24 protein-coding genes are annotated in these 24,545 nt (G+C 65.8%); 4 read left to right on the top strand and 20 right to left on the bottom strand.

Features of this window, described 5'->3' with window-relative positions:
- Positions 1-7: 7 nt before the first annotated feature.
- From IB257_RS27230 to IB257_RS27245, 4 genes are all read right to left on the bottom strand, one after another.
- Positions 8-856, bottom strand: a complete 849-nt coding sequence (locus IB257_RS27230) for a GyrI-like domain-containing protein (RefSeq protein WP_192493105.1) — start codon at positions 854-856, stop codon at positions 8-10.
- 79 nt (positions 857-935) lie between these two features.
- Positions 936-2,009, bottom strand: coding sequence for an extracellular solute-binding protein (locus IB257_RS27235; RefSeq protein WP_054455747.1), 1,074 nt, complete (start codon positions 2,007-2,009; stop codon positions 936-938).
- A gap of 105 nt (positions 2,010-2,114) precedes the next feature.
- Positions 2,115-3,278 carry an alpha-hydroxy acid oxidase gene (locus IB257_RS27240; RefSeq protein ID WP_054455749.1) on the bottom strand — a complete coding sequence of 388 codons (1,164 nt, stop codon included), beginning with the start codon at positions 3,276-3,278 and terminating at the stop codon, positions 2,115-2,117.
- 205 nt (positions 3,279-3,483) lie between these two features.
- Positions 3,484-4,380, bottom strand: coding sequence for a phytanoyl-CoA dioxygenase family protein (locus tag IB257_RS27245; protein WP_054455751.1), 897 nt, complete (start codon positions 4,378-4,380; stop codon positions 3,484-3,486).
- Between the two features lie 160 nt (positions 4,381-4,540).
- Between IB257_RS27245 and IB257_RS27250 the strand changes: the two genes are divergently transcribed.
- The gene (locus tag IB257_RS27250) at positions 4,541-4,837 is read left to right on the top strand and encodes an acylphosphatase (protein ID WP_054455753.1); all 297 of its coding nucleotides are present in this window, start codon (positions 4,541-4,543) and stop codon (positions 4,835-4,837) included.
- An 83-nt stretch (positions 4,838-4,920) separates the two neighbouring features.
- Here the strand turns inward: IB257_RS27250 and IB257_RS27255 are convergent, their stop codons facing one another.
- From IB257_RS27255 to IB257_RS27280, 6 genes are all read right to left on the bottom strand, one after another.
- Positions 4,921-5,826 (bottom strand): EamA family transporter, encoded by a 906-nt coding sequence (locus IB257_RS27255; protein WP_054455755.1) that lies wholly within the window; start codon positions 5,824-5,826, stop codon positions 4,921-4,923.
- A gap of 42 nt (positions 5,827-5,868) precedes the next feature.
- Complete coding sequence (locus IB257_RS27260) at positions 5,869-6,924, bottom strand: low specificity L-threonine aldolase (RefSeq protein ID WP_192493106.1); 1,056 nt, start codon at positions 6,922-6,924, stop codon at positions 5,869-5,871.
- A gap of 5 nt (positions 6,925-6,929) precedes the next feature.
- Positions 6,930-7,664: an amino acid ABC transporter ATP-binding protein gene (locus IB257_RS27265; RefSeq protein WP_041652034.1), complete on the bottom strand. Its 735-nt coding sequence runs from the start codon at positions 7,662-7,664 to the stop codon at positions 6,930-6,932.
- Positions 7,665-7,721: 57 nt separating this feature from the next.
- Positions 7,722-8,411 carry an amino acid ABC transporter permease gene (locus IB257_RS27270; RefSeq protein WP_192493107.1) on the bottom strand — a complete coding sequence of 230 codons (690 nt, stop codon included), beginning with the start codon at positions 8,409-8,411 and terminating at the stop codon, positions 7,722-7,724.
- Positions 8,412-8,420: 9 nt separating this feature from the next.
- Entirely contained in the window at positions 8,421-9,167 is a 747-nt protein-coding gene (locus tag IB257_RS27275; protein WP_054455762.1) for an amino acid ABC transporter permease, read from the bottom strand.
- A gap of 93 nt (positions 9,168-9,260) precedes the next feature.
- A complete protein-coding gene (locus IB257_RS27280; RefSeq protein WP_054455764.1) occupies positions 9,261-10,172 on the bottom strand; it encodes an amino acid ABC transporter substrate-binding protein in 912 nt (303 codons plus the stop codon).
- A gap of 171 nt (positions 10,173-10,343) precedes the next feature.
- On the opposite strand from IB257_RS27280, the gene IB257_RS27285 reads away from it, so the two are divergent.
- On the top strand, positions 10,344-11,276 hold the full coding sequence (locus tag IB257_RS27285) for a LysR substrate-binding domain-containing protein (RefSeq protein ID WP_082401101.1): 933 nt from the start codon (positions 10,344-10,346) through the stop codon (positions 11,274-11,276).
- Between the two features lie 18 nt (positions 11,277-11,294).
- Here the strand turns inward: IB257_RS27285 and IB257_RS27290 are convergent, their stop codons facing one another.
- Together IB257_RS27290 and IB257_RS27295 are read right to left on the bottom strand one after the other, a co-directional pair.
- Complete coding sequence (locus IB257_RS27290) at positions 11,295-11,969, bottom strand: flavin reductase family protein (RefSeq protein ID WP_192493108.1); 675 nt, start codon at positions 11,967-11,969, stop codon at positions 11,295-11,297.
- A 17-nt stretch (positions 11,970-11,986) separates the two neighbouring features.
- Positions 11,987-12,469: a VOC family protein gene (locus tag IB257_RS27295; RefSeq protein WP_054455770.1), complete on the bottom strand. Its 483-nt coding sequence runs from the start codon at positions 12,467-12,469 to the stop codon at positions 11,987-11,989.
- Between the two features lie 165 nt (positions 12,470-12,634).
- Between IB257_RS27295 and IB257_RS27300 the strand changes: the two genes are divergently transcribed.
- Positions 12,635-13,558, top strand: a complete 924-nt coding sequence (locus tag IB257_RS27300) for a LysR family transcriptional regulator (protein ID WP_192493109.1) — start codon at positions 12,635-12,637, stop codon at positions 13,556-13,558.
- On the opposite strand, the gene IB257_RS27305 is transcribed toward IB257_RS27300, so the two are convergent.
- From IB257_RS27305 to IB257_RS27330, 6 genes are all read right to left on the bottom strand, one after another.
- Positions 13,555-14,022, bottom strand: coding sequence for a DoxX family protein (locus IB257_RS27305; RefSeq protein ID WP_054455774.1), 468 nt, complete (start codon positions 14,020-14,022; stop codon positions 13,555-13,557). The genes IB257_RS27300 and IB257_RS27305 overlap by 4 nt on opposite strands.
- A gap of 11 nt (positions 14,023-14,033) precedes the next feature.
- Entirely contained in the window at positions 14,034-15,920 is a 1,887-nt protein-coding gene (locus IB257_RS27310) for an amidohydrolase (RefSeq protein WP_225589264.1), read from the bottom strand.
- A gap of 127 nt (positions 15,921-16,047) precedes the next feature.
- On the bottom strand, positions 16,048-16,311 hold the full coding sequence (locus IB257_RS27315) for a XapX domain-containing protein (RefSeq protein ID WP_054455778.1): 264 nt from the start codon (positions 16,309-16,311) through the stop codon (positions 16,048-16,050).
- A 39-nt stretch (positions 16,312-16,350) separates the two neighbouring features.
- Positions 16,351-17,055, bottom strand: coding sequence for a pirin family protein (locus tag IB257_RS27320; protein ID WP_192493111.1), 705 nt, complete (start codon positions 17,053-17,055; stop codon positions 16,351-16,353).
- An 81-nt stretch (positions 17,056-17,136) separates the two neighbouring features.
- Positions 17,137-18,729, bottom strand: coding sequence for an MFS transporter (locus tag IB257_RS27325; RefSeq protein ID WP_054455782.1), 1,593 nt, complete (start codon positions 18,727-18,729; stop codon positions 17,137-17,139).
- A 130-nt stretch (positions 18,730-18,859) separates the two neighbouring features.
- The gene (locus tag IB257_RS27330; RefSeq protein WP_088143563.1) at positions 18,860-19,546 is read right to left on the bottom strand and encodes a hydrolase; all 687 of its coding nucleotides are present in this window, start codon (positions 19,544-19,546) and stop codon (positions 18,860-18,862) included.
- Positions 19,547-19,862: 316 nt separating this feature from the next.
- Between IB257_RS27330 and IB257_RS27335 the strand changes: the two genes are divergently transcribed.
- Entirely contained in the window at positions 19,863-20,786 is a 924-nt protein-coding gene (locus IB257_RS27335; protein WP_119449782.1) for a LysR family transcriptional regulator, read from the top strand.
- Positions 20,787-20,892: 106 nt separating this feature from the next.
- Here IB257_RS27335 and gyrB read toward each other — a convergent pair whose 3' ends face one another.
- Complete coding sequence (gene gyrB / locus IB257_RS27340) at positions 20,893-23,340, bottom strand: DNA topoisomerase (ATP-hydrolyzing) subunit B (protein WP_054455788.1); 2,448 nt, start codon at positions 23,338-23,340, stop codon at positions 20,893-20,895.
- Between the two features lie 95 nt (positions 23,341-23,435).
- Complete coding sequence (gene dnaN, locus IB257_RS27345; RefSeq protein WP_054455945.1) at positions 23,436-24,545, bottom strand: DNA polymerase III subunit beta; 1,110 nt, start codon at positions 24,543-24,545, stop codon at positions 23,436-23,438.

Raw genomic sequence — 24,545 nt, forward strand, 5'->3', positions numbered from 1 at the left:
GCGGCGCTCACACCGCCGCGCCTTGCTTCAGCGGCATGCAGATACGCGTCTGCAATTGCGCCGGCGGCGTGGTGCGCGGGTCGTTCAGGTACTGCTCGAACATGGGAAAGTCCGCCGGCACCTCGCCGCTGGCCGGCAGCCATTGCGAGAACATCCAGTTGTAGGCCTTGTCCATCTCGTTATAGGGCCCGGTGTACGTCAGGATGGCGCAACGGCCTTCCGGAATCTCGAAGCGCTCCAGCTCGCCGCCCAGGTCGGCGTCCGGCGCCACCGACATGCCGGCCATGGACCGCAGCTGACTCGCAGGTACCTGCTCGGGGTCGTCGAAATACACGCCGTAGCCGATGGACTCCGGCTGCGCGATGCCGCGGCTGACGGCCAGCATGAAGGCGCGCGTGAACAGCGGGCCGATTTCCTGATAGCTGCCGCGATGCGACAGGACCGCCAGCGTCGCGCCCGGAAAGGTTTCGATCTTGATGGGATACATGCCTAGCTCCTGTGGGTCGAAGGGACGGGAGCGGACAGCCCGGTAGCGCCCCGGCGATATGCCGAAGGTCGCGCCGAATGCCCGGTTGAACGCTGCGTCCGACTCATAGCCGGCGCGCTGCGCCACCTCGCGCAAGGAAGCCTCGGAATTCCCCAACGCCACCGCCGCGCGGTGCATGCGGATGCGCTGCACGGTGGCGTTCACCGTCTCTCCCATCATGGCGCGGTAGACGCGATGGAAGTGGTACGGCGACAGGCAGGCCAGCTCGGCCAGCCGGTACAGGTCCGGATCGGCGTCGGGGTGGCTCGCCAGCCAGCGCAGGACGGGTTCCAGGCGCTGGCCATAGTGGTTCAGGGTTGCAGGCTTCATGCGGTCTCCTTGGAGAGCAATGTAGCGGGCCGGCCTTTGCAGATTTTGCGCTTTTTGCCCGACCCCGGGCAGGAGGCCGTCAGCGTCCGATCTCCCGGTTCCAGCGCGCGTTGAACGCGGGCCGGGTCTCGTTGATCTGATCCCAGTTCGGTATCTTGGCGTTCGACATGTAACCCTGGAATCGCTGCAGCGCGTCCGCGTGGCCCGCTGGCGCCAGCACATTGCGATTGGACGGGAAATGCCCGCCCATCTCCAGCGCCTTCGCTTGCGCCTGCTCGGACAGCAGGTACAGCGCCAGCTTCTGCGACAGCTCCGGTTCGCTATTGCCGGCGACCACGCACTCGCCCACCATCAGGATCATCGAGCCCTCCCTGGGCTGCGCATATTCCACGTGCACGCCGCGCTTCTTCAGGCGGGTGATGGCCGTGGGTGTCCAGGGAAATAGCACCGCCTCGTCGGCCTGCACCATGTCGGCCAGGCGCGCCGAATCCGGCAGGTATGCACGCACGTTCGGGCCGACCACAGCCGGCCAGTGCGCGAAGCCCGGTCCATAGTTCCGATCGTCGCCGCCCAGGATGCGGTTGATCATCAGGAACGCGTGCAGACCGAAGGTGCTGCTCGAAGCCGACTGGACCACGACCTGGCCCCGGTACTTCGGATCGGCGAGGTCCATCCACGACGTCGGCGGCGCCCAGCCCCGCTCGGCGAACACCTTGGTGTTGTAGCCCAGGCCAGTCATGCCGATGTCGATGCCCGCGGCCATGCGGTCCTTCTTCAGGGCGGTGGGGTACAGCTCCTTCAGCACCGGATCTTCGTTGAGCTGCGTGCACAATCCCATGGAAATCGCGCGCGCCATGACGCCGTCGTCCAGGAACATGAGATGCAGCCGCGGCTTGCCCTTGTCGGCCTGGGCGCGCGCCAGCACCTCGGTCGACATGCCCGGCACCACCACGATCCTGACGTTGTGGGCGCGCTCGAAATCCGGAAATACGTACTGCGAGAACGCGCGCGCCATGTCGCCGCCGTTCATGCCCACGTACAGCGTGGTCTGCTGCGCCGCCGCCCCGGCCGACAACAGCACCGCCAGAGCCGCGCCCAGCAGCCTCCTGCCTGCGCCCAGGCGGCGCTGCCCATCTTGTTTGTTACGCGTCATAGAGTCTCCTGCATGGGCTCATGCGACCTCGTCAACCGGCGCGCCAACGAAAAAAGCCTGGCACGCTACCGTATCCAGGCTTTTTCTCATGGGCCGCCGAACCGTTCAGTTCGGGTAGGTTCCGGGCAGCAGGATGCTGCGGTCGCCGGGCTCGATCGAGCGACGGCCGCACAGCGCCATCGTCGTATCCATTTCCTTGTACAGGATCTCCAGCACGCGGGTCACGCCAGCCTGGCCATAGGCCCCCAGGCCGTAAAGGAAGGCGCGGCCGATCATGGCGCCGCGCGCGCCCAGCGCCACGGCCTTCAGGATGTCCTGGCCGGAACGCACGCCGCCGTCCATCCACACTTCGATCTTCGAACCCACGGCGTCGGCGATCGAAGGCAGGGCGGCGATGGACGACATGGCGCCGTCAAGCTGGCGCCCGCCGTGGTTGCTGACGATGAGCGCGTCGGCGCCGCTATTGGCGGCCAGCTGCGCGTCCTCGACATCCAGGATGCCCTTGATGATGAGCTTGCCGCCCCAACGCTGCTTGATCCATTCGACGTCGTCCCAGCTCAGGCGCGGGTCGAATTGTTCGGCCGTCCATGCCGACAGCGAGGACAGGTCGCTCACGCCCTTGGCGTGGCCGACGATGTTGCCGAAGGTGCGACGCTTGGTGCCCAGCATGCCCATGCACCAGCGCGGCTTGGTGGCCAGGTTGATGAGATTGCGCAGGGTGGGCTTGGGCGGAGTGGACAGGCCGTTCTTGATGTCCTTGTGGCGCTGGCCCAGGATCTGCAGGTCCAGCGTCAGCACCAGCGCCGAGCAGCCGGCGGCCTTGGCGCGGTCGATCAGGTTGGCGACGAACTCGCGGTCGCGCATCACATAGAGCTGGAACCAGAAGGGTTTCTTGGTGGCCGCGGCCACGTCTTCCAGCGAACAGATGCTCATGGTGGACAGCGTGAAGGGCACGCCGAAGTCCGCCGCCGCCTTGGCCGCCAGGATTTCGCCGTCCGCATGCTGCATGCCGGTCAGGCCCGTGGGCGAGATCGCCAGCGGCATGGTCACGTCGTGGCCCACCATGGTGGTGCGCAGCGACCGGCCTTCCATGTTCACCGCCACGCGCTGGCGCAGCTTGATCTTCTGGAAATCGCTTTCGTTGGCACGGTAGGTGCCTTCGGTCCAGGCGCCGGAATCCGCGTAGTCGTAGAACATGCGCGGCACGCGCTTCTGCGCAATGGCGCGCAGATCTTCGATGCAGGTGATCGTAGAAAGGTTAGCGGTCATGGAGTGGTCTATGGAGTGTTGGGGCGCCAGCTGCGGCTAGTTATTCTTGGACGCCGGGCCGCCAGCTGCGGGCAGCTCCAGCGATTGCGCGGGCCTCCCAGGCCTCGCAACGCCGCCCAGTATACGCGCCGAGGCCGGCAAGCGTTGCTTGCCGGCCTCGTTCGCCCCCCTTATCGCAGGGACTCTTGCGGCCCCTGCGCCCCCGTTATCGCGGCCAGACTTTGGACACGGCCCGGATCGTGGCCCAGGCCACCCAGCGTGGGCTGGTCAGCCGCGCGCCGGGCAGACGGCGCATCACGTCCACGGCCAGCCCGCCGCGCTTGTGCCACTGCTTCTTGCGGGTCTGGCTGTCGGTCCAGCGGCCCTCCAGCCACGGGAATTCGCGGCGGCCCGGCTTGTAGACCGGCGGCGTGTTGTAGATCAGGATGTAAGCCAGCCGCGGCGCCTGCGAGGTATTCGGCCCGGTGAAGTGCAGCGTGCGGGCGTCGTGCACCGTGATGCCGCCCGGGTCCAGGGGCTCCGGCACCGCCTGGTCGCGCGGAAAATCGCCGCAGCATTCCAGCGGATGCAGGGTCTTGTCGCCGCCCGGCGAACGGTGCTCCAGCACATCCCATTTGTTGGAACCCGGAATGAACTGCATGCAGCCGTTTTCCGTGGTGGCCGGCTGCAGCGCCAGCCAGATGCTGAGTTCGTTGTAGATGAAGTCCGGCGAGCGGAAAGCCTCGTCCTGGTGCCACGGCGTTTCCGGTCCGTGCGGCCCAGGCTTGAGCAGGGCGTGCTCGCCATACAGGGCGGCCTCGGGGCCCAGCAGCTGGCGCGCCAGCTCCAGGGTGCGCTCGTGGTACTCGGTCTTCAAGAGGCCCGGGGCATAATGGCGTGGATCGTGCAGGCTGGGAAACTTGGCGGGTTTGGACGGGTCGTCACGGCTCACAAAGTCATACTGCGCACCCTCGTTGTAGCCGGTCTTGTTCGCGAACAGGTCGAGCAGCGTCCTGCGGATGTAACCCACCTCGTCCTGCGGGCACATGTCCTTCAGGGCCAAGTAACCCTGTTCCCTGTAGCGCGCTGTCTCAGCTTCCGACAACAAACTGGTCTCTTCCATAATGGCTTCTCCAAGCTCTGGTAACGGGTGTTCCCGCTGGCACGTTTTGACATGAGCTCTAACGTATCGCCAGGCGTCCCCCCGGCCTATAGATCATCCGCCGTAGTCACTAACGTCTACGTACATCGCCGAGCGCGGCGCCTCATCCAAGAGAGAATCGATGCAAGACCCTAAAGCCGATACCCATATCGAGACCGTGCACGTCACGATCACCGGCACCGTGCAGGGCGTGGGCTACCGCCACGCCACGGTCCGGCGCGCCCACATGCTGGGCGCCAAGGGCTGGGTGCAGAACCTGCCGAACGGCACGGTCGAAGCCATGGTGCAAGGCACCGCCGACCAGGTCGACCACATGCTGGAATGGCTGCGGCGCGGCCCCCCGGGCGCCAGCGTGCAGGAAATCACCACCCGCCGGGAGTACACCGATAAGCGTTACATCCGTTTCGAGCAGCTGTGAGGCCGTCGCCTCTGCTCGCCGTTATGGGCTAGTCTGGTCGGCCGATACGGACGCGAAAGGGAAAAAAGCGCCTGCCGGAAGGCTCAGCGCGTGCGCAGCCAGCGCCCGCCCAGCTGGTTGAAGAGCAGGCCGGCCAGCACGCAGGCCACGCCTACCCATTGCAGCGTCTCCAGGCGTTCGCCGAAGGCCACGGAAGCGGCCCATAGCCCCACCACGGGCACCAGCAGCGAGAACGGTGCGATCTTGGCGGCGGCGTGGCGCGTGAGCAACTGCGTCCACAACGTGTAGGCCACCAAAGTGGCCAGCACCGCCAGGTACAACACCGACAGGATCTCTCCCCAGCCTATGTTCACGATCATGCCGACCACCGGCTGCCAGCCGTCGATCAGCACCGCCAGCAGCAGGAAAGGCAGCACCGGCGCGGCGCTGCTCCAGGCGATGAAGGCAAACGGGTCGTAGCCGGGCGACTTGCGGCTGGCCAGGCGCACGATGATGTTCGACACGGCCCACATGAACGCGCCGCCCAGCGTCAGCACGAAGCCCGCCATGGTCATCTGGCCCGGCCCTTCGCCGCGGCCGCCGGCGATGACCGCCAGCCCCAGCGCCGCCACGCCCAGCCCGATCCAGTGGTGGCGCTGCGCGCGCTCATGCAGGATGGGCGCGGCCAGCAGCAGCGTGAAGAAGGCCTGCGTCTGGATCACCAGCGAAGCCATGCCGGCCGGCATGCCGAACTTCAAGGCGGTGAACAGCAGTCCGAACTGGCCCAGGCCCTGGACCAATCCATACGCCGCGACCCAGCGCCACGGCAGCCTGGGCGCACGCACGAAGAGAATCAGGGGAAAGGCCGCCAGCGCGAATCTCAGGGCGCCCAGCAGCATGGGGGAGAGGCCCCGCATGCCGACTTTCATGGCGACGAAGTTGGTGCCCCAGATGACCACGACCGCCAGTGCGCAGAAATAGTCTTTTCGGGAAAGATGGGTCGTGGTCATGCGGCATTATCGCATCGCGACACCGCTGCTGAACGGAGCAGATCAGCCTGCGTTCAGCACCGTTTCGAAGGCCTGCACAGCCGCGTCGATGTCGGCGTCGCCGATGTGGCGGTGAGTCACGCAGCGCAGCCGCGTGCGGCCCCAGGGACGCACCAGCAAGCCCGCCGCCTGCAGGGCAGCCACCCACTCCGTGTTGCTCCTGCCCGTGTCGGCGGTTTCCACCTGCACGATGTTGGTCTGCGGTTCGGTGGCCGAAAGAGCCGGTCCCAGGCGGTTCACGCCCGCGCTCAGGCGGCGGGCGCGGACGTGGTCCTCCGCCAGCCGCCCGGTCATGGTCTGAACGCCTTCCAGGCCGGCCGCGGCCATGATGCCCGACTGGCGCTGCGTGCCGCCCAGCATGCGGCGCAGCACGCGCGCGCGGGCCATGAACGACTGGCTGCCGGCCAACACAGCGCCCACCGGCGCGCTCAGGCCCTTGGACAGGCACAGGGACACGGTATCGGCATGGCAGGCGATCTCGCCCGCCGCCACGCCCAGGGCCACCGCCGCGTTGTAAAGCCGCGCGCCATCCAGGTGCACCGGCACGCCTGCGGCACGCGCCAGGCCATGGACCGCCTGCATGTGATCAAGCGGCAGCACCGCGCCGGCCGCATTGTTGTGCGAGGTCTCCATCGTCACCAGCGCCGTCTTCAACCGGTGGCCGCCAGCCAGCAAAGCGTCCTCCAGGCGGTTCAGGTCCATGGCGCCATCAGAACCGGGCAGACCCAGGTAGAACGAGCCGGTGAACGTGGCCGCGCCGCGTTCGGACGTGTACATGTGGGCGGCCGACTCCAGCACCACCTGCTCATTGCGCTGCGTCTGCGCCAGCACCGCCAGCAGGTTGGCCATGGTGCAGCTGGGCACGAACAGCCCGCCTTCTTTGCCCAACTGCGCGGCCACATACGCCTCGAGCTCGCGCACGGTAGGGTCGCCATCCAGGCCGTCATCGCCGATGGGTGCGGTGCGCATGCGTTCATACATGGCCGCGGTGGGATGGGTGACCGTGTCGCTGCGCAGGTCGACGGGTGCGCGGGCGGCGGCGGAGGAGGTCTGGGTCATGGCTGTCAGTGCTGCAGGATTTTGGAAAGAAACTGGCGCGTGCGCGGCGCACGCTCCTCTACATCGCCGAAGAACTGCTCCTTGTCGCAGTCTTCCACGATCTTGCCGCCGTCCATGAAGATCACACGGTCGGCGACGCGGCGGGCGAATCCCATTTCGTGGGTCACCACCATCATCGTCATGCCTTCGGCGGCCAGGTCGGTCATCACGTCCAGCACTTCGTTGACCATCTCCGGATCCAGCGCCGAAGTCGGCTCGTCGAACAGCATCACCACCGGGTCCATCGACAGCGCGCGCGCGATCGCCACGCGCTGCTGCTGGCCGCCCGACAGCTCGCCGGGGTGCTTGTCCTTGTGCGCCGACAGGCCCACGCGCTCCAGCAGGGCCAGCGCGCGCTGGCGGGCTTCGTCCTTGCCGCGCTTGAGCACCTTGAGCTGGCCCAGGCACAGGTTCTCCGTCACCGACAGGTGCGGGAACAGCTCGAAATGCTGGAACACCATGCCGGCCACCGCGCGCAGCTTGGGCAGGTTGGTACGCGGATCGCCCACCGAAATGCCGTTGACCTGGATCTCGCCCTTCTGGAAGGGCTCCAGCGCGTTCACGGTCTTGATCAGCGTGGACTTGCCCGAACCCGACGGCCCGCACACCACCACGACTTCGCCGCGGCCCACGGTGGTCGAGCAATCGTCCAGCACCTGGAAGTCGCCATACCACTTGCTGACCTGCTTGATCGCTATCATCGGGGGCTTGGAAGAGAGTTGCATTGTTGAAACCTGTGGATAACTGGAAGCGCTGCGCTAGCGCAGCACCCGCGTGCGCTTTTCCAGCAACTTGACCAGGCGGGACGCCGTGAAGCAGATCACGAAATACACCACCGCCACGAATAGATAGAGCTCCACCAGACGACCGTCGCGCTGACCGATCTTGGCCGCCGCGCCGAGGAAGTCGGTGAGAGACAGCACATACACCAGCGAGGTGTCCTGGAACAGGATGATGATGCGGGTCAAAAGCGCGGGCAGCATGTTGCGGAACGCCTGCGGCAACACCACGTAGCGCATGCCCTGCCAGTGGTTCAGCCCCAGCGCCATGCTGGCCGACACCTGGCCGCGCGCGATGGACTGGATGCCCGCGCGCATGATTTCGCAGAAGTACGCGGCCTCGAACAAGGTGAAGGTGATCGCCGCTGAATTGAACGCTCCCACGCGCAGCGGCGTGGGCGACCCCACCACCCAGGCGGCGATGTAGGGCATCAGGAAGTAGAACCAGAAGATCACCAGCAGAAGCGGGATCGAGCGCATCACGTTCACGTAGATGCCCGCCGGCACCGACAGGATCTTGAAGCGCGACAGCCGCATCATGGCCAGCAGCGTGCCCAGCGCCAGGCCCATCACGCCCGCCAGCGCGGTCAGCGTCAGCGTGAAGGTCATGCCCGTCTTGAACAGATAGGGCAGCGCCGCCCAGATCACGTCGAAATCGAATTTGCCCATGGTGTCGTCCTAGGGCCTTTTCGCCGAACCGATCAGTCCGGGCACCGCAACATGGCGTTCGAGCAGGCGCATGCCCAGCACCACCACGCCGTTGATGATCAGGTAGATCACCGTGGCGGCGGAAAACGCCTCGAAGATGTGGAAGCTGAATTCCGCCATCGAGCGCGCCTGGCCGGTCAGCTCCAGGAGCCCTATCGTCAGCGCCACCGACGAATACTTGATGGTGCCCATGAACTCGGAGGTCAGGGGCGGCAGCACGATGCGGAACGCTTCCGGCAGGATGATGTAGCGGTACACCTGCGCCTCGGTCAGGCCCAGCGCCGTGCCCGCCTGGAACTGGCCGCGCGGCAGCGACTGTATGCCCGCGCGCAGCTGCTCGGCCACGCGCGCCGATCCATAGAACCCCAGGCACAGCACCGCGGGAACGAACTGGCCCCAGGGTTGCGGCATCTGCTTCATGGCCAGGCCCCAGGCATGCGGCAGCAATTCGGGCAACACGAAGTACCACAGGAACATCTGCACCAACAGCGGGATGTTGCGAAACACCTCCACATAGGTCGCGCCCAGCGCATTCATCAGGCGGGAGCTGGCGGTGCGCATCACGCCCAGTACTGATCCCAGCAATAGCGAGAACACCCACGCCGTCAGGGCCAGCGCCAGGGTCCAGCCCACGCCGATGAAGATCGTCTCCAGAAAGGTATGCACGCCGTCCGGCGACATATCCAGGAAGACGCTCCAGCTCCAGTTGTAATTCATGCCCCGTCCCTTGATGGCGATGCCCGCCGCGCCTGGCGGCCGGCGTCCTTGCTAGCAAGCCGCGGGACGCCAGGCGTCCCGCGCACAGCCTGCTTACTCGTACGCCTTGGGATCGCCGGAATCGGTCGGATTGGCCAGCGCGCGCTTGAGCGCATCGCTCATCGGGTACTTCAGGTTGATCTGCTTGGGCGGGATCGGCGCATTGAAGTACTTGTCGTAGATCGCGGCCACCTTGCCCGTCTTGATCAGGTCGCGCACGGCATCGTCCACCACCTTCTTGAAGGCCGGGTCGTCCTTGGGTTCCATGATGCCGTAGGGCGCCATTTCCAGGCCCTTGGTGCCGATCACGAAGGCGTCGGGATTCTTCGACGAAGCCACCGCGCCATAAGCGATGCCGTCGTCGTTGGCCGAGCCTGCGGCGCGGCCGGATTCCACCATCAGGATGGTTTCGGCGGTGTCCTTGGTCGGCGCCATGGTGATACCCAGGTTGCCCTTGGCGTTCAGCTGCGAGATCAGCCGGAAGGTCTGGCCGCCGGCCTGCGCAGCAATGGATTTGCCGCGGAAGGACTCAAGGTTGTTGGGATCCACGCCGCCGTCCTTGCGCGCCACCAGCACCACCTGCGCCACGAAGGTCGTAGGCGCGAACGACACCAGCTTGTGGCGTTCGAGGTTATTGGTGGTGTTGCCGCATTCCAGGTCGATGGTGCCGTTGGCCAGCAACGGAATGCGCGTGGCGGAAGTCGTCGGGTTGTAGCGCACTTCCAGCTTGGGCAGCTTCAGGGCGGCCTTCACGTACTGGGCGACTTCCTGGCAGATCTCCACTGTGTAACCGATCGGCTTCTGGTTGCCGTCCAGATAGGCGAATGGGACCGAGGTCTCCGGATGGCCCAGCGTGATCACGCCGGTTTCCTTGATCTTGTCCAGGCGGCTGGGGCCTTCGGCGTGGGCGGTTGCGGCGCTGCCCAGGAAGGCCGCGGCGACGGAGATCGCAGCAAGTGCTTTCATCTGATTCCCTTGGCGCCGTTCGAGCGGCGCATGTTTATGTTCACGATCGACGGCGCCAGCCAGGCTGACAGCCGCCTCGTCCCGCGATGAGCCCCGCGGCTGGCGAAAAGTATCAACTAGCGGTATGGTTTTATCCAGTTCCAATCGAGTATTCCTCTATACGGATTTGACATGGCCATTCCACGGATGGGCTTGAGACACATCGAGGCGTTCCGCGCCGTGATGATGACCGGCTCCATGACCGCCGCCGCACGGCGCGTGCACACCTCGCAGCCGCACGTTAGCCGCTTAATTGCGCAATTGGAAGCCATTACCCAGTTCGCCTTGTTCGACCGCAATGGCAGCCGCCTGACCCCGACGCAGGACGGGTCGCGCTTCTTCCAGGAAGTGGAAAAGACCTTCATCGGCCTGGCCGGCCTGGAATCGGCGGCGGCCAGCATCCGCTCGTTCAGCGCCAGCCGCCTGAGCGTGGCCGCCATGCCGCGGCTGGCAGGCGGGCTGCTGGCGCGCATCGTCGCGGCCTTCAAGACGGAATACCCGGACGTGATGGTGTCCATCCATTCCGGCAACGCCAGCACGGTGCACAACTGGATCAGTTCGGGGTTCTGCGACACGGGCCTGGCCATGCTGTCGGGAGATTCTCCCGGCATCCAGGTCGAACCGGTATTGACCATGAGCTGCGTCGCGGTGGTACCCAAGGGCCATCGCCTGACCAAGCTGAAAAAGCTCAAGCCCGCGGACTTCGCCGGCGAGCCTTTCGTGGCCTTCACCAGCGGCACGCCGCTGCGCGAGAAAATCGACGCCGTGTTCAGGACAGCCAAGGTCGAACGCCAGACCGTCGCCGAGGCGGGCCTGGGTTCGTCGATCTGCGCCCTGGTCGGCGCAGGATTGGGCGTGGCGCTCATCAACCCGCTGGCCGCGCGCGAGGAATACGCCGCCCACAACGTCGAAATCCGCCCCTTCAGCCCCGCCGTGCCGGTGACGGTGGCGCTGCTGTACCCGCCGTACCATACGCGCACACGGCTGGTCAGCGTGTTTTCACGTTATGCGCACCAGCTCATGCAGGAAGAGATGGGGGATCTGAAGGCGCGGCCGGGGCGGTGACGCCGCGCGCTGGTGCTATCAGCGCTCTGCGGCCCCTTGCTCCAGATAGCGTTGGGCCTCGCCCGACTGCTTCAGCGCCTCCCACTGCGCCAGCGTCAACTGCGGCATCTGGAAAGCCGCCTGCGGCCGGCAATACCAGCCGGGGTTATGCAGCCGCGCCAGCAGGTCCATCGCGGGGCCATCCAGATACAGATGCTCCCGGTCCGCCACCACGTCATCGCGCACGTGCATGGCCGCGACTTGCGCCACGATCAGGCTGCGGCGGTCGATGCGTATCAGTTCATGCACGCGGCACTCGAACGCCACGGGCGACTGCGCCACCCAGGGCACTTCGATGCGCCGCGACGGCGACAGCTCCAGGCCAGCCTCCCGGGACTCGTCCACGTCCGCCGGAAAATCCACCGCCGTCACGTTCATCCGGCCAGCCTGCGGGGCGGATACCAGACTCACGGTGAACTCGCCGCGTTCGGCGATGTTGCGCGCGGTGTCCTTGGGCGCGTCGCCGCGCACGCCGATGCCGACGCAGATCAGCGGCGGATCGCCCGACATCAGGTTAAAAAACGAGAACGGCGCCACGTTCGTCGTCCCTGCGGCGTCGCGCGACACGATCCAGGCGATGGGCCGCGGCACGATCGCCGCGGTCAGCAGCTTGTAGCGCGCCGGGCCCGCCAGGTCATTCAGATCGATGAACATGGCTTATCCCCAGCCCCTCAGTCCCGGCCCTGCGACGGCGCAGCGCCTTGCGCGGCCTTCGCGTCGGCAAAGGCGCGGTCGCTGCGCTTGCAACGGCAGCGGCCGATCTGGTGCAGCTCGATCAGGTTGCCCACCGGGTCGCGCAGGAACAGCTGCATGAGCTCGGGCGCGGCCACGTTGTCCAGCTTCCAATAGTCCACCGCAAGGCGCTGCAGTTCCGTCTCGGCCGCCGCGATATCGCGCACGGCCAGCGCCACGTGGTTTTCCACAGGATCACAGCCCGGACCTTGGGAATAGGGCGAGGGGCCGTCGCTGCCCAGCAGGTGGATCTGGCAGTCGTTGCCCATGTCCAGGAAGTACCCGGCGATGCCCGGAATCTCCCAGCGGCCACGGTCCGTGTCCAGTCCCAGCACGTCTCCGTAGAACGCGCCCATGGCCGCGACCTTGTCCAGCGACATGCGCACGGCGTGATGATGCAGTTCCAGAACTTCCAGCGCCATTTGTCTCTCCTCGTTTCTCATACGGCCTGCGCCCACGCGCGGCCACGGCTCGAATGTTGGTCCCGGACGAGATGCCGGGGAATGCCGTCTGGCGCAATCCAGAAGTGCAGCAGACGCAACCCTGAAACGCCCGCCCGGTTTGCCCGCCGCGCTATGCTTGGTCACATGAAACCGCTAGACCTGAATCTGCTATTGACCCTGGACGTTCTGATCCAGGAAGGCAGCGTCGTCGGCGCGGCGCGCCGGCTGAACCTGAGCACTCCCGCCATGAGCCGCAGCCTGGCGCGCATCCGCGAAGCCGTCGGCGACCCCGTGCTGGTACGCTCCGGCCGCGGCCTCGCGCCCACGCCTCGGGCGCTGGCCCTGCACGCGCAGGTGCGCCATGTGATCGAACAGGCGCAGGCCGTCTTCACGGCCTTCGGCGAGGACGTCAATCTGGCGACCCTGACGCGCGTCTTTACCTTGCGCGCCAACGATGTGTTCGTGGGCGGCTACGGCGGCCGGCTGCGCGAGCACCTGCGCCGCTACGCGCCCCGCGCCGTGCTGCGCTTCGTCTCCGAAGGCAATCACGACGCCGACGCGCTCAGCGGCGATGCCGACCTCTATATCGGTTCTTCCCAGAAGTTCGGCGCCGACATCAAGGTGCAGACCCTGTTCACCACCGCCTTCTGCGGACTGGCACGCAAGGAACACCCGATCTTCAAGGCGCCCATCACCCCGCGGCGCTTCTGCGCCTACGACCACGTCAGCGTCTCGCGCCGGGGACGTGCGCACGGACCAATAGACGACACCCTGGAAGAACTGGGACTGGCGCGCCACGTCACGCTGATCACGCCCACCTTCCACGCCGCGATCTTCGCGCTGGCCGATTCCGACCTGGTGCTTCCGTCCATGCCCCAGAACCTGATGCCCGGCGTCGAACGCCTGGGCCTGAAGCTGAGCGCCTTCGAGGTGCCGGTGCCCATGCGCCCGGTCACCGTGGTGCAGGCCTGGCCGCCGCGGCTGGACAGCGACCCCGCCCACCGCTGGCTAAGGCAGACGATCAAGCAGGTTTGCGGCACGCCGCCGGATGCGGCGGCCACCGCTTAGCAGCCGCTCAGGCTCCGGGCGCTGGCGGGCTTCGATTCCCGCAAATCCAGCCACGCCACCAGCAACAACCCGCCGGCCAACCCCAGGTGTTCAAAGAACGAGTTGGCCGCCATGAAGCGTTCCTGCCCCACCGGCATCTCCCAGAATCTCAGCGCGATCCCGGTCGCCACCAGCGTGAAGGCGGCCAGTGCCAACGCACCCAGCCATCGCAACCGGCCCGTCAGGATCATGAGCGAAGCGACCAGTTCCAACGCAATCACCAGCACCGCGAACAAGGGCTCAGGCGACAGCCCGAAATGCGCCATTTCGCGCAGCGCCCCCGGAAAATCGAAGAGCTTCACCAGCCCGCCCTGCAGGTAGGCGGCGCATAGCCCCAGATAGGCCAGGAACCGCAGCGCCGAGGCGCCGAACAGCGGGCGGGCCAAGCCGGCCAGCCGACGTTCCCATTGGAAAGCAGCGTTCATGGCCAACCTCCTCAGACAGCCCAGCAGGAGCAGCCCAGCGCGCCGAAGAAGCCCTGCAGATCGGAGCTGGGCGCATTGGATGCCCATGCGCGGGCATGGTCGTGTCCATGCAGGCCGCAAGAGCTGGCGCACGCGCAGGCCGCCATGTTGCGGTAGCCCAGCGAATTACGGCCGGCGCCGTCAGGATCGCCCCAGGCGCCATAGCCGCCGAACAGCCGGGTAGGCGACCAGTCGGGCATGGCGGGCGGCAGCGGGTTGTCGTCCAGCGGCGCGAACTCTCCCGCGCCGTAGACCACGCGCCCGCCCACCACGGTCAGGTCCGAGGTCAGGAAGGAGATCTCGTCCTCGGTGCAGCTAAAGTAGTCCTTGTCCGGCACGATGAAGTCGGCCAGCTGGCCGGGTTCGATGCGGCCGCGCTTGCCTTCCTCGTTGGAGAACCAGGCCACGTTCTCGGTCCACATGCGCAGCGCGGTCTCGCGGTCCAGGCAGTTGCGCGCAGGATAGAGGCGGGTGCCGCCCACGGTCTTGCCGGTGACCATCCAGGACAAGGACACCCAGGGGTTGTAGGACGCGACGCGGGTCGCATCGGTGCCGGCCGAGACCTTCACGCCGCGCTGCAGGATCTTGGCGACAGGCGGCGTGGCTTCGGCGGCCTTTGCGCCGTAGCGTTCGATGAAGTACTCGCCCTGGTAGGCCATGCGGTGCTGCACGGCAATGCCGCCGCCCAGCGCCGCGATGCGGTCGATCGATTTGTCGGAGATGGTCTCGGCGTGGTCGAAGAACCAGTTCAGCCCGGTCAGCGGCGTATCGCGATGCACTTTCTCGAACACGTCCAGCGCGCGCGAGATGGTCTCGTCGTAGGTGGCGTGCAAGCGCCATGGCCACTTGTTCTGCACCAGCACGCGCACGACCTCTTCCAGTTCGCCTTCCATCTCGGGCGGCATGTCCGGACGCTCGACGCGAAAGTCCTCGAAGTCGGCTGCCGAGAACACCAGCATTTCACCCGCGCCGTTGTGGCGGAAGTAGTCGCTGCCCTGCTTGTACTTCACGCTCGACGTCCAGTTAAGAAAGTCCTCCTTTTCCTGCTTGGGCTTTTGCGTGAAGAGGTTATAGGCCAAGCGCACCGTCATCTGGTTCTCGTCGGCCAGCTTCTGGATCACGGCGTAGTCGTCCGGATAGTTCTGGAAGCCGCCGCCCGCATCGATCACGCCGGTCACGCCCAGCCGGTTCAGCTCGCGCATGAAGTGGCGCGTGGAGTTGACCTGGTAGTCGAAGGGCAGCTTGGGCCCCTTGGCCAGCGTGGCGTACAGGATGGTCGCGTTGGGTTTGGCCAGCAGCAGCCCCGTGGGATTGCCCTGGCCATCGCGCATGATCTCGCCACCCGGCGGATTGGGCGTGGTCTTGGTATAGCCCACCGCGCGCAGCGCAGCGCCGTTGAGCAGCGCGCGGTCATAGAGGTGCAGGATGAACACCGGAGTGTCGGGCGCGATGGCGTTGATCTCTTCGATCGTGGGCAGGCGCTTCTCGGCGAACTGATGCTCGGTGAAGCCGCCCACCACGCGCACCCATTGCGGCGCGGGCGTGATCGCGACCTGGCGCTTCAACATGGCCATGGCGTCGGCCAGCGAGCGCACGCCGTCCCAGCGCAGCTCCATGTTGTAGTTCAGGCCGCCACGCACCACGTGGGTGTGATTGTCGAACAGGCCAGGCAAGGCCGCGCGGCGCTTCAGGTCGACGACCCGCGTGCCGGCGCCGGCCAGCGCCATGACTTCGGCATCGGAACCAACAGCCACGAAGCGGCCGTTCTTGATCGCGACGGCGCTGGCCTGTGGCTTGCTGCGGTTCAGCGTGGTGATGCGGCCATTGTGGAAAATGACGTCCGGCGTGGCGTTGGACATGTTGGGGTCTCCTTTGGAACTGGCGATGGCGGGGCGTCCCAACATACCGTTGAGCGCCAGGGCGGAAGCTACACCGATAAGGTCGCGGCGGGTAGGCATGCAATATCTCCTGGATGCGGGAACCGGCTCAGCCGTGTTCCTTGTCTTGGGCCTGATGGCGGCCGGGCAATTGCCCGAGCACGTGGCTGACGGCTTTTTCCTTGTCGCAGGCGGCGACAAAGGCGGTACCGTTCAGCAGTTGCCTGCCCACCGGAATGACCTGTTCACCGACCAAGATGCCCAGCAGGCCGATCAGCGCCACCAGCGGCGGGGCGGGCGAGCGGACCTGCAAAAGGCTGTAGACCACGCCGACCAGCAGTCCGGCGCCCAGGGAAAGCAGATAGATCTTCATGTGCGTCCTCGCGTTGTGTAGGGGTTATGAGCACGCCGCTCATGCGTGCGTATCGGCCAGGAGCACTTCGGCGTCGTCCAGGGCCATAAGGCGCACATCGGTTTCGTCCCGGATGGCAGCGCCGTCGCCTGAGCCGATCTCCACCCCGTTGACTTGCAATCTGCCCTTGAAGGCGACCAGATAGCCGCGGCGGCGGCCGCGCGCGAAGCGGTAGGTGGCGGCTTCGCCTGCTTTGAGCGCCACCGCAAGCACGCGCGCGTCGCTGCGGATGGGCAGCGCGTCTTCATCGCCGTCGATACCGCTGGCAAGCGTGATGAACTGGCCCTTGCACGCTTCGCGGGTAAAGGACTTCCGGCCCCAGCTGGGCGGCGCGCCGCGGCGGTCGGGTTCGATCCAGATCTGGAACACATGCGCGGGACCGCCTTCCATATTGAATTCGGCATGCGTCACGCCACTGCCTGCGCTCACGACCTGCACCTCGCCAGCGCTGGTGCGGCCGCGATTGCCCAGATCGTCTTCATGGGTGAGCGCGCCTTCCCGCACGCAGGTGATGATTTCCACGTCAGCATGCAGCGAAGGCGGAAAGCCCGCGCCCGGTGCGATGGTTTCGTCGTTCCAAGCGCGCAGCGCGCCCCAGTTCATGCGTGCGGGGTCCTGGTAGGCCGCGAAGGAAAAGTGGTGCTTGGCATCGAGCCAGCCGCGGCGTTCGTGGCCCAGGCTCGCAAGCGGACGGCGCTCAATCATGGTGCGCCTCCGTCGCCGGGTTATCGCCGATCATGGCGGCATGCTTCATGTGGTTCATGGACGTGTTCCCGATGCTGCCCGTCAGCGCTTCAAGGCCAGGAAGTGATGCACTTCGGGCTTGTCTGGCCCCATGTGAAAGCGCAGCGCTTCCGCTTGCAGATCGGCATCGGCATGCGACACCCGGTGATGCTGGCGCAGATGTTCGGCCCAGGATTCGACGAAGAACCATTCGACCACCCGCTGCGGGTCATTGGTGTGCTCGACCACGCCCCAGGCATAGGCGCCGTCGCGCAGTCGCTCTTGCGACAGGCGTTGCATCGCATCCAGAAAGGCAGGGCGGTCTTCCTGGCGGATGCGGTACTCCACCTGCACCAGCACCGGACCGCGATCGTGGGCCACAGGTTCAGCAAGCAGCGGCTCCGGCCAGTGATTCGACGCCTGCAGATCCGCCTCGCCGACCGGCAGGCTGGCGCGGTGAAACAACAGCGCAACCGCGACCAGCCCGGCAGCGCTGACTGCCAGTGCATAGGGCACGCCGATCTCGCGCGCCACCAGGCCCCAGCCCAGGCTGCCGGCGGCCATCGCGCCGTTGAAGACCATCAGGTACACCGCCAGCCCGCGGCCGCGCACCCAGTTGGGCAGCACGGCCTGGGCCACGCCATTGAACGTGGTGAGCGCGGTGATCCAGCCCATGCCCAGCACTACCAGCATCAGCACGGCCAGCCATTGCGGCGGCGCGAACACCAGCACGGCCATGACCGCCGCGCTGGCCACCGACGCCAGCAGCACCAGCCCGTCGGCATTCAGGCGGGCGCCCAGCCTGGGCAGCAACAGGGCGCCGATGATGGCTCCTGCGCCCACCGCGCCCAGCAACACGCCGTAAAAGCCCGAGGAGCCGCCCAGCATCTGCCGCGCCACCAGCGGCAGCAAGGCCCACACCGCGCTGGCGAACAGGAAGAAGACGGCGGCGCGCAGCAGCACGCGGTGCAGCTCCTTGCTGGCCCGCGTGTAGCGCAGGCCGGCGCGGAACGCGCCGAAGAAGTTCTCCGACAGCGCGCTATCGACGGCCGCGGGACGCTTCCACCACAGCAGTGCGGCAATGACGAACACGTAGCTCAGCACGTCCAGCCCGTAGGTGACCGCCGCGCCGAAGCTGGCGAGGATCAGGCCGCCCGCCGCCGGACCGATGGCGCGCGCGATATTGATGCCCAGCGAGTTCAGCGCCACCGCGCCCTTGAGCTCTTCGCGCGGCACGAGTTCCGGGACGATGGATTGCCAGGTCGGCCCCATCAAGGCCGCGCCGATGCCGCCGACGAAGGTCAGGGCAATCAGGTAATCGACCGTCAGCGCGCCGAAATGCGACAGGAGCAGCAGCGTGCCGCTGACAGAGGCCAGCAGCAGCTGCACGAAGATCAGGAAGCGGCGCCGGTCCAGGATGTCGGACAGCACGCCGGCGGGAATCGCCAGCAGGAAGATGGGCAGGGTCGCAGCAGTCTGGATCAGCGCCACCGCGGCCGGGCTGGCCGACAGATCGGTCACCAGCCAGGAACTGGCCACGTCCCGCATGAAGCTGCCCACGTTGCCCAGCACGGTCGCGGCCCACAGCACGGCGAATACGGACTGGCGCAAGGGCGCGAAAGTGCCGCGCGCGGCGGGATTCTTCTGGTCTGGCATGGGACTCTCCTGGATCGCGCCAGGCGGCATTCGGACCCGCAAGTCCCGCCGCCCGCCGTGTTCAAAACGCCGTGTTCAAAGACAAGGCGCCGGACCGGCCAGACGCTGTCTGGACGATCCGGCTTGCGGCTTACTTGGCGGGGTTGGGGCCGATGCGTTCGCCGTGCTGCACACGCTCTGCCAGCTTGTGCACGTGGGTGACGGCGTAGTCGATGCCCATGCCGTAGGCGCCGGAGTGTTCCTTGACGATGCCGGTGACGGCGTCATAGGTCTCCTTGCGGGCCCAGTCGCGCTGCCATTCCAGCATCACCTGCAACCAGGTCATCGGCACGGCGCCAGCCTGCACCATGCGGTCCATGGCGTACTTGTGCGCGTCCACCGAGGTGCCGCCCGAAGCATCGGCCACCATATAGATTTCGTACTCGCCTTCCAGCATGGCGCACAGCGCGAAGGTGGTGTTGCAGACTTCGGTCCACAGGCCGGCAACGATGACCTTCTTGCGGCCATTGGCGGCCAGCGCGTCACGCACGTTCTGGTCGTCCCAGGAATTCATGGAGGTGCGCTCCAGGATCTTGTGCTCCGGGAACACGGCCAGCAGTTCGGGGTAGGTATTGCCGGAGAAGCTGTCGGTTTCGACGGTGGTGATGGTGGTCGGAATGTTGAAGGCGCGTGCGGCCTTGGCCAGGCCCACCACGTTGTTCTTCAGGGTCTGGCGGTCGATGGATTGCACGCCGAAGGCCATCTGCGGCTGCTGGTCGATGAAGATGATCTGGCTGTTCTGCGGGGTCAGGACTTCGAGGTATTTGTTGGCGGACATGGCGGATCTCTCTTTAATGAAAACTATCAAATAGGGCGGCAGCAAAGAATTCGGTGTAGCTGGCAAACCATCCCGGTCTGCCCCGTTGCGACGATGACGGGGTGCCGCTGGAAGGGCCCGTGCATCTCGTCTGTCGGTGTATGCATAGTAGGGAGAGGCCGCCTTCCTGAGAACCCGCAGCATGGAATTCCATCCTTTCCATTTTTTGCATGATGACCATGGCGTGACAGTCTCTGCTGCACTGCGTTCAACACCATTCTTGTCCATGCCATAGGCAGGGGCTATCATCGGCGCGGGCATTTCCCGAGAACACAAGATGAGCAAGCTGCCGGATTTAGAGGGTTGGGCGATCTTCGCCAAGGTCGCCGATACAGGGTCGTTCGCCAAGGCGGCGGCCGAGTTCGGCTTGGCGCAGGCCACGGTTTCCAAGACCATCAGCCGTCTGGAAGCGCGCATGAAGACCACGCTGTTTCATCGCACCTCCCGCAGCATGACCTTGACCGAATCCGGCTACGCGGCGCTGGAACGCGCAGCGCGCATATTGGAGGAAGGCGAGGCCGTCGAATCCGAGGTGACGGAAAAGTCGAGCAGCCTGCGCGGCAAGATCAGGCTGTCCGCGCCCATGTCCTTTGGGGTCACGCATCTGGCGCCGATGCTGCCGCCATTCATGCAGGCCAATCCCGACGTGGCCCTGGAAATCGAATTCAGCGACAAGCAGGCCGACCTGGTCTCGGAACGCTTCGACCTGGCGTTGCGCATCTCCAACCTGGTGGATTCGACGCTGCTGGCGCGGCGGCTCTGCTCGGTGCGCATCCTGCTGGTGGGCGCGCCCAGCTACTTCAAGCGCGCGGGACGCCCCAAGCATCCAAAGGACCTGGCGCAGCACACGGCGCTGCAATACATGTATGCGCGCAACGGCGCGAGCTGGCGCTTCCGCCATGAAAAGCACGGCGAGTTTTCGCAGTCACTGCCGGTGCACCTGAACGTGAACAACGCCGAAGCCCTGACGCCGGCGCTGCAGGCGGGCATGGGTCTGGCCCTGCAGCCCGAGTTTCTAGCGTGGAAGGATTTGCAATCGGGCGCGCTGGAAACCGTGATGGACGACTGGCAGGTGGATCCCATCGCCCTGCACATCGTCACCCCGCCTGGCCGCCGCCGGCCGGCCCGGGTGCAGGCATTCATTGAATATCTGGCCGAGCGCTTGACGGCCGAGCCTTGGGCCAATGATGTGCAGGTGTAGAAGGATTGCGTTGTCCGGGCCGCGCCGGACTGGCGCATGAAAAAGGGGCTGCGCAAGGCAGCCCCTTTTCTATGGCGTCCAGGATCTCTGCCGAGATCCTGCGCGATCAGGCGTCGATATTCCCCGCCGACAACGCATGCGTCTCGATGAAGTTGCGGCGCGGTTCGACGTCGTCGCCCATCAGCGTGGTGAAGACCTCGTCGGCCGCGATAGCGTCCTCGATCTGCACGCGCAACAAACGGCGCACCTTCGGGTCCATGGTGGTTTCCCACAGCTGTTCCGGGTTCATTTCGCCCAGACCCTTGTAGCGTTGCTTGGAGATGCTGCGGTCGGCTTCGCTGCGCAGCCACTGCATGGCCTCGCGGAAATCGGACACGGTCTGTTCCTTGCGCTTGTCGCCTTCGCCGCGGGCGGCCAGCGAACGCGCGCCGACCTTGCCGGAGAAGCTCTTGGCGGCCTTGGACAGGACCGCGTAGTCCGAACCGTTGACGAAGTCCGCATCGATGATGCTCACGCGCACGTTGCCGTGGTGCATGCGCTGCACCGACAGACGATGGCGCTCGGTGGATTCGTCGAACTCCGGCACGACTTCCACGCCGTTGCCGCTGACCGGGTCGCGCATGGCGTCGGCCAGGCGGCGGGCGGAATCGGCGGTGGACTCGGCCGATTCCAGGTTGATCTCCACGCCTTCGGCCATGGCCGACAGCGCGCCCACGTCGAATACGCGCGACAGGCGCGCGATCACGGCGTCGGCCGCGACGTACTGGCGGGCCAGGTCGTTGAGTTCGTCGCCGCGGATGATGTTGCCGCCCGAGATGATCTCGGCATCCTTCAGCGCCAGTTGCAACATGAACTGCGCTTCTTCCTGGTCGTCTTTCAGATAGCGTTCTTCGCGGCCGACCTTGACCTTGTACAGCGGCGGCTGGGCGATATACACGTAGCCGCGCTGCACCAGTTCAGGCATCTGGCGGTACAGCAGCGTCAGCAGCAAGGTGCGGATGTGCGCGCCGTCCACGTCCGCGTCGGTCATGATGATGAGGCGGTGGTAGCGCAGCTTGTCGACGTTGAAGTCAGGACCGATGCTGGTGCCCAGCGCGGTGATCAGCGTAGCGATCTGCTCGCTGGCGATCAGGCGGTCGAAACGCGCCTTCTCGACGTTCAGCACCTTGCCGCGCAACGGCAGGATGGCCTGGAACTTGCGATCGCGGCCTTGCTTGGCCGAGCCGCCTGCGGAGTCACCCTCGACGATGTACAGCTCGCACAGCGCGGGGTCCTTTTCCTGGCAGTCGGCCAGCTTGCCGGGCAGGCCTGCGCCTTCCAGCACGCTCTTGCGGCGCGTCATTTCGCGCGCCTTGCGCGCGGCTTCGCGGGCGCGGGCGGCTTCGACGATCTTGGCGCACAGCGCCTTGGCGTCGTTCGGGTGTTCCAGCAGCCAGGTTTCCAGCGTGCGCGCCACGGCTTCCTCAACCGCCGGCCGCACTTCGCTGGAGACCAGCTTGTCCTTGGTCTGGCTGCTGAACTTGGGCTCGGGCACCTTCACCGACAGCACGCAGGCCAGGCCTTCGCGCATGTCGTCGCCGGACGTCTCGACCTTGGCCTTCTTGGCCAGTTCGTTGTCGGTGATGTACTTGTTGATGATGCGGGTCATCGCCGCGCGCAGGCCGGTCAGGTGCGAGCCGCCGTCGCGCTGCGGAATGTTGTTGGTGAAGCACAGCACGCTTTCGCTGTAGCTGTCGTTCCACTGCATCGCCACTTCGACGCCGACCGGCACGCCGCCCGCCGAGGACTCGGTGGTGACCGAGAACACGTTCGGGTGCAGCACGGTCTTGCTGCGATTGATGTATTCGACGAAGCCCTTCACGCCGCCGGAGAAGGCGAAGTTCTCTTCCTTGCCCTGGCGCTGGTCGATCAGGCGGATCTTCACGCCATTGTTCAAGAACGACAGTTCGCGCAGGCGCTTCGAGAGGATCTCGTAGTGGTACTCGATGTTGTTGAAGATGATCGGGTCGGCCAAAAAGCGCACTTCGGTGCCGCGCTTGTCGGTCGTACCGGTCACGGCCAGGGGCGCGACGCGCTCGCCCTGGCGGAACTCCATCTGGTGCACTTCGCCGTTGCGGCGGATGGTCAGCCGCAGCCATTCGGACAGCGCGTTCACGCAAGACACGCCCACGCCGTGCAGGCCGCCGGACACCTTGTAGGAGTTCTGGTCGAACTTGCCGCCAGCGTGCAGTTCGGTCATGACGATTTCGGCCGCGCTGCGGTGGAATTCGTCATCCTTGTGGATGTCGGTGGGGATGCCGCGGCCGTTGTCGGTGACCGAGATCGAGTTGTCGGTGTGGATCGTGACGACGATGTCGTCGCAGTAGCCGGCCAGGGCTTCGTCGATGGCGTTGTCGACGACTTCGAACACCATGTGGTGCAAGCCGGTGCCGTCGGATGTGTCGCCGATGTACATGCCGGGGCGCTTGCGCACGGCCTCCAGCCCCTTGAGCATCTTGATCGAGTCAGCGCCGTAGCCGCTGTTCTCGGGAGTGGTGTTCTGCTGATCTGACATGTCTGTATCGATAACGCTTTAAAGAACGGCCTGGCGGCCGGACCGCCCACGGGCCCTCGGGCCCGCAAGCGGCACAAACCCACGATGGGTGCGGATCAAATCCGCATGGGCATGACGACGTACTTGAACTGGTCGTCTTCGGGCAGGGTGATGAGCGCCGACGCGTTGGCATCGGGCATGACCGACCACTGGATGTTGTCCACCTTGACGTTGGACAGCACGTCGAGCAGGTAGCCGACGTTGAAGCCCACATCGAGGGCTTCATGGCCGTAGTCGATGTCGATTTCTTCCTGCGCCTCTTCCTGCTCGGCGTTGGAGGACGAGATCTTCATCTGGTTCTGCGCCAGTTGCAGGCGCACGCCCTTGAACTTGTCGGTGGTCAGGATTGCGGCGCGCTGCAGGCTGCCCTGGAGGGCTTCGCGGCCGACCAGGAAATGGCGCGTGTAGTTCGTCGGGATCACGCGCGTGAAGTCCGGGAACTTGCCTTCCACCAGCTTGGAGACAAGCTCCACGTCGCCGAAGCGGAAGCGGATCTGGCCCGGCGCCACGTCGATCGAAACCGGCTCGTCGGAGTCTTCCAGCAGGCGCTGCATTTCCAGCACGGTCTTGCGCGGCACGATCACTTCGTGGCGTTCGCTGATGCCGTCGGCTTCCGTCGAGCAGTGCGCCAGGCGGTGGCCATCGGTGGCGACCGCACGCACGCGGCCCGGTTCAAACACCAGCAGCATGCCGTTCAGGTAGTAGCGGATGTCCTGTTGCGCCATGGCGAAGTGCACCATGTTGAACAGGTGGCGCAGCGTGCGCTGCGGCATGGTCAGCGACACGTCCCACTGCTCGGGCTGAGCCACGGTGGGGAATTCGCTGGCGGCCAGCGTCTGCAGGGCGAAGCGGCTCTTGGCCGACTGCACCGACAGCTTGTTGCTGGCCAGCGCCAGGCGCACGTCGCCGGTGTCCGGCAGGGCCTTCAGGATATCCAGCAGCTTGCGCGCCGCGACCGTGGTGGATTCGTTGTCTTGACCCACGCCGAAGTCGGCATGGGTGGTGATCTGTACTTCCAGGTCGGTCGCAATGAAGGCAACCTTGTTGCCTTCCTTGCGCATCAGGATGTTCGCCAGGATGGGCAGGGTATGGCGTCTTTCGACGATGCCCGCCACAGTCGACAGCGGTTTCAGCAATGCATCGCGTGTGGTTTGTACGAGTTGCAT

Origin of the sequence: Achromobacter sp. ACM03, from assembly GCF_014851665.1 — a bacterium.
GTDB lineage: Bacteria > Pseudomonadota > Gammaproteobacteria > Burkholderiales > Burkholderiaceae_B > Achromobacter > Achromobacter aegrifaciens.

Bases quoted from the DNA above. Each gene is read 5' to 3' on its own strand.
- IB257_RS27230 (WP_192493105.1), bottom strand. From the start codon at position 856: ATGAAGCCTGCAACCCTGAACCACTATGGCCAGCGCCTGGAACCCGTC.
- IB257_RS27235 (WP_054455747.1), bottom strand. From the start codon at position 2,009: ATGACGCGTAACAAACAAGATGGGCAGCGCCGCCTGGGCGCAGGCAGG.
- IB257_RS27240 (WP_054455749.1), bottom strand. From the start codon at position 3,278: ATGACCGCTAACCTTTCTACGATCACCTGCATCGAAGATCTGCGCGCC.
- IB257_RS27245 (WP_054455751.1), bottom strand. From the start codon at position 4,380: ATGGAAGAGACCAGTTTGTTGTCGGAAGCTGAGACAGCGCGCTACAGG.
- IB257_RS27250 (WP_054455753.1), top strand. From the start codon at position 4,541: ATGCAAGACCCTAAAGCCGATACCCATATCGAGACCGTGCACGTCACG.
- IB257_RS27255 (WP_054455755.1), bottom strand. From the start codon at position 5,826: ATGACCACGACCCATCTTTCCCGAAAAGACTATTTCTGCGCACTGGCG.
- IB257_RS27260 (WP_192493106.1), bottom strand. From the start codon at position 6,924: ATGACCCAGACCTCCTCCGCCGCCGCCCGCGCACCCGTCGACCTGCGC.
- IB257_RS27265 (WP_041652034.1), bottom strand. From the start codon at position 7,664: ATGATAGCGATCAAGCAGGTCAGCAAGTGGTATGGCGACTTCCAGGTG.
- IB257_RS27270 (WP_192493107.1), bottom strand. From the start codon at position 8,411: ATGGGCAAATTCGATTTCGACGTGATCTGGGCGGCGCTGCCCTATCTG.
- IB257_RS27275 (WP_054455762.1), bottom strand. From the start codon at position 9,167: ATGAATTACAACTGGAGCTGGAGCGTCTTCCTGGATATGTCGCCGGAC.
- IB257_RS27280 (WP_054455764.1), bottom strand. From the start codon at position 10,172: ATGAAAGCACTTGCTGCGATCTCCGTCGCCGCGGCCTTCCTGGGCAGC.
- IB257_RS27285 (WP_082401101.1), top strand. From the start codon at position 10,344: ATGGCCATTCCACGGATGGGCTTGAGACACATCGAGGCGTTCCGCGCC.
- IB257_RS27290 (WP_192493108.1), bottom strand. From the start codon at position 11,969: ATGTTCATCGATCTGAATGACCTGGCGGGCCCGGCGCGCTACAAGCTG.
- IB257_RS27295 (WP_054455770.1), bottom strand. From the start codon at position 12,469: ATGGCGCTGGAAGTTCTGGAACTGCATCATCACGCCGTGCGCATGTCG.
- IB257_RS27300 (WP_192493109.1), top strand. From the start codon at position 12,635: ATGAAACCGCTAGACCTGAATCTGCTATTGACCCTGGACGTTCTGATC.
- IB257_RS27305 (WP_054455774.1), bottom strand. From the start codon at position 14,022: ATGAACGCTGCTTTCCAATGGGAACGTCGGCTGGCCGGCTTGGCCCGC.
- IB257_RS27310 (WP_225589264.1), bottom strand. From the start codon at position 15,920: ATGTCCAACGCCACGCCGGACGTCATTTTCCACAATGGCCGCATCACC.
- IB257_RS27315 (WP_054455778.1), bottom strand. From the start codon at position 16,311: ATGAAGATCTATCTGCTTTCCCTGGGCGCCGGACTGCTGGTCGGCGTG.
- IB257_RS27320 (WP_192493111.1), bottom strand. From the start codon at position 17,055: ATGATTGAGCGCCGTCCGCTTGCGAGCCTGGGCCACGAACGCCGCGGC.
- IB257_RS27325 (WP_054455782.1), bottom strand. From the start codon at position 18,729: ATGCCAGACCAGAAGAATCCCGCCGCGCGCGGCACTTTCGCGCCCTTG.
- IB257_RS27330 (WP_088143563.1), bottom strand. From the start codon at position 19,546: ATGTCCGCCAACAAATACCTCGAAGTCCTGACCCCGCAGAACAGCCAG.
- IB257_RS27335 (WP_119449782.1), top strand. From the start codon at position 19,863: ATGAGCAAGCTGCCGGATTTAGAGGGTTGGGCGATCTTCGCCAAGGTC.
- gyrB (WP_054455788.1), bottom strand. From the start codon at position 23,340: ATGTCAGATCAGCAGAACACCACTCCCGAGAACAGCGGCTACGGCGCT.
- dnaN (WP_054455945.1), bottom strand. From the start codon at position 24,545: ATGCAACTCGTACAAACCACACGCGATGCATTGCTGAAACCGCTGTCG.